This window comes from Sphaerotilus sp. (assembly GCF_041083715.1).
GTDB lineage: Bacteria > Pseudomonadota > Gammaproteobacteria > Burkholderiales > Burkholderiaceae_C > Sphaerotilus.
The window spans coordinates 1-3,277 of the sequence record NZ_JBFPGY010000126.1; the positions used below are offsets into that span (position 1 = coordinate 1).

General features: G+C 71.7%; 5 protein-coding genes. 2 read left to right on the top strand and 3 right to left on the bottom strand.

All coding sequences use genetic code 11. The features are described from left to right. On the bottom strand, positions 1-179 hold a 179-nt coding region (locus AB3X43_RS05945), incomplete at its 3' end, for an NAD(P)H-binding protein (RefSeq protein ID WP_369428951.1). 152 nt (positions 180-331) lie between these two features. Here AB3X43_RS05945 and AB3X43_RS05950 point away from each other — a divergent pair. After that, the gene (locus tag AB3X43_RS05950) at positions 332-742 is read left to right on the top strand and encodes a winged helix-turn-helix transcriptional regulator (protein WP_369428947.1); all 411 of its coding nucleotides are present in this window, start codon (positions 332-334) and stop codon (positions 740-742) included. 12 nt (positions 743-754) lie between these two features. Further along, complete coding sequence (locus AB3X43_RS05955; RefSeq protein WP_369428948.1) at positions 755-997, top strand: ATP-binding protein; 243 nt, start codon at positions 755-757, stop codon at positions 995-997. Here the strand turns inward: AB3X43_RS05955 and AB3X43_RS05960 are convergent. Further along, a complete protein-coding gene (locus AB3X43_RS05960; RefSeq protein ID WP_369428949.1) occupies positions 971-2,686 on the bottom strand; it encodes an ABC1 kinase family protein in 1,716 nt (571 codons plus the stop codon). The two genes, AB3X43_RS05955 and AB3X43_RS05960, sit on opposite strands and share 27 nt — an antisense overlap. Positions 2,687-2,710: 24 nt before the next feature. Beyond that, on the bottom strand, positions 2,711-3,277 hold a 567-nt coding region (locus AB3X43_RS05965), incomplete at its 5' end, for a prolyl oligopeptidase family serine peptidase (protein ID WP_369428950.1).

Genomic DNA, 3,277 nt, shown 5'->3' on the forward strand with positions numbered 1-3,277 from the left:
TCGAGCGTGGCGGGCTGCGCGTAGTCGGCCTGGCGGACCTGCACGCCGAGCGCGGCGAGGTCCGCGACCGCGGCGGGCTGGCGCACGGCGGCGACGATGCCCGCGGCGGGCACGGTCTTCAGCAGCGACTGGATGACTAGGCGGCCGAGTTGGCCCGAGGCTCCGGTGACGACGATCATGGCGAGAACTCCTGGGAAGGTGATGGGACGCAAGACGAAACGAGCCGCCAGCTTAGCCAGAACACTTACCCAAAGTAAGTACACACCAAAAAGTAAGTAAAGAATCCCCGTGCAGGCTGGCGGGGCGCATGCGGGCGCCGTACAGTTCCCGCATGAACGCGCCCTCCACTTCTGCGCCCGCGCCGGCCCTCTCCCTGCAAGAGCAGCTACGGCGCGGCAACCTCTTTGCCGAGGCCTGCCCGTCGCGGGAGGTGCTGCAGCACGTGACAAGCCGCTGGGGCGTGCTGATCCTGGTGGCGCTGCTCGGCGGCACGCACCGCTTCAGCGAACTGCGCCGCAAGATCGGCGGCGTCAGCGAGAAGATGCTGGCGCAGACGCTGCAGGCGCTGGAGAGCGACGGTTTCGTGCTGCGCACGTCCTTCCCCGTGGTGCCGCCGCATGTCGAGTACTGCCTGACGCCGATGGGCGTCGAGATCGCCGGCCAGGTGCAGACGCTGGCGGACTGGATCGAGCACCACCTGTCGACCATCCTGCAGACCCGGGCGGCACGGGCCGAGGCCTAGACCGCGCGCCCCATGCTTGTCGCCCTGCCCCGGATCGACCCGGCCCGCTGCACCGGCTGCGGCTGGTGCATCGCGGTCTGTCCGCCGCATGTGCTGTCGCTGCAGGTGGTGGACTGGAAGAAGCGCTCGGTGCTGGACGACCCCGGAGGCTGCACCGGCTGCGCGAAGTGCGCGGTGCGCTGCCCCTTCGGCGCGATCCGGATGGCGAAGACGACGGGTGCGCCGGCCTCAGTCCGTCCGGTGCAGGGCGCGTGACGCCCGCCCGCTGCGCAGCACCGACCACGCCAGCCACAGCGCCCCACCCGCCGCCGCCAGAAACCCCAGCAGCCCGAAGGCGGGCAGCCCCAGCAGGGTCGGCCCGCCCTGCACCGTCATCACGATCGACGAGCCGATGATGAGTGCGGCCACGACCAGCGCCACCGTCAGCCGGCTCGCGGCACGGTCGAGCTGGTCGGCGACCTGCTCCAGATGGCGCACCTCGACGTGCACCTGCACGCCGGTGCGCTTGGTCAGCCGCAGCAGCCGCGTGATCTCGCGCGGCAACCCCGTGAGCAGTTGCGCCGCGTGCAGCGCCGAGGCCCAGCCGCGCTGCGCCAGCGCCTTCGGTGCATAGCGGGCCCGCAGCGCCGCCTCCAGCAGCGGCTCGGCCTCGGTGGCCATGTGGAACTCGGGCGCGAGCGTGCGGCCCAGGCCTTCGAGGGTGATGAAGGTCTTGATCAGCAGCGCCAGATCCGCCGGCAGCGCCAGCCGGTAGTCGCGCAGGATGGTGGTCACGTCGCCCAGCATGCCGCCCAGGCTGAGCTTGGCGAGTGCCGTGCCGCGGTACTGGTCGACGAAGGCCACGACGTCCTGCTGCAGCGCCTCCAGGTCGGGCGCGCTGCCGGTGGAGGCGTCCTGCGTCCACGCCATCAGCACGTCGGTCACCGCGGCGGGGTCGCGCTGCACGAGGCCCAGCATCAGCGACAGCAGCTGGTCGCGCCGCGTGTCGCTGAGCCGGCCGACCATGCCGAAGTCGATGAAGGCCAGCCGGTTGCCGGGCAGGTAGAAGACGTTGCCGGGATGCGGGTCGGCGTGGAAGAAGCCGTCGTCGATGATCATCTTCAGCACGGCGTGCGCGCCGCGCTGCGCCAGCACCGCGCGGTCGAGGCCCGCGGCGTCCACCTGCGCCAGATCGTTGCCGGGGATGCCGACGATGCGCTCCTGCACGTTGACGCGCTCGCGGGTCCAGTCCCAGTAGACCCGCGGCACGACGATGTGCGGCCGGTCGGCGAAGTTGGTGGCGATGCGCTCGGCGCTGTGGCACTCGCTCGACAGGTCCAGCTCGCGGCGCAGCGAGCGGCCCAGCTGCCGCACCAGCCCGACCGGCTGGTAGGGGCGCAGCTCGGGCCACTCGTCCTCGGCCAGCTGCGCCAGCCGCTCCAGCAGGCGCAGATCGGCCTCGATCACCGGGCGGATGCCGGGGCGGCGGACCTTGACGATGACCTCGGTGCCATCGTGCAGCACGGCGGCGTGGACCTGCGCGATCGACGCCGCCGCCAGCGGCACGGTGTCGAAGCGGGCGAAGACCTGCTCGGGCGGGGCCCCGAGGTCTTCGATGAGCTGGTCGCGCAGCAGGACGTAGTCGACGGTCGGCGCCTGGCTGTGCAGCTTCTCGAACTCGGCGATCCAGGCGGGGCCGAACAGGTCGGCGCGGCCGGCGAGGATCTGGCCGAGCTTGACGAAGGTCGGCCCCAGCTCTTCCAGCGCCAGCCGCAGTTGCACCGGCGGCTCCAGCCGCACCAGCTCGGCCGCGTGGTCCAGGTGCAGCACATGCCCGGCGCGGGCGAGCCGGTCGGCCCAGCCCAGCCGCCGCACCAGATCGCCGAGGCCGTGGCGGATGAAGACCGCGGCGATCTCCTTCAGGCGGCCCAGGTCGCGGGCGGCGGTGAACGTGGTGAACGGCATCGGTGCGGTGCGGGCCGAAACGGCTCAGGCGCCGAGCTGCGCCCAGAGGTAGGCGAACTCCAGCGCCTGCAGGTGCGCGCGCTGGGTGTTGTCGGCCGCGCCGCCGTGACCACCCTCGATGTTCTCGTAATAGAGCACCGGGTGACCAAGGGCTTCCAGCTTCGCGACCATCTTGCGGGCATGGCCGGGGTGGACGCGGTCGTCGCGGGTCGAGGTGGTGAACAGCGCCCGCGGGTAGCGCACGTCGGCGCGGACGTTCTGGTACGGGCTGAACTTCTGGATCCACGCCCACTGCTCAGGCTGGTCCGGATCGCCGTACTCCGCCATCCACGAGGCGCCCGCCAGCAGCCGGTGGTAGCGCTGCATGTCCAGCAGCGGCACCTGGCAGACGACGGCACCGAACAGGTCCGGCCGCTGCGTCATCGCCGCGCCGACCAGCAGGCCGCCGTTGCTGCCGCCCATGATGCCGAGCCGCTCGGGACGCGTGACCTGCGTGCGCACGAGGTCTTCGGCCACCGCGATGAAGTCGTCGTAGCTGCGCTGCTTGTGTTCGCCGACCGCGGCCTGGTGCCACGCCGGGCCGAACTCGCC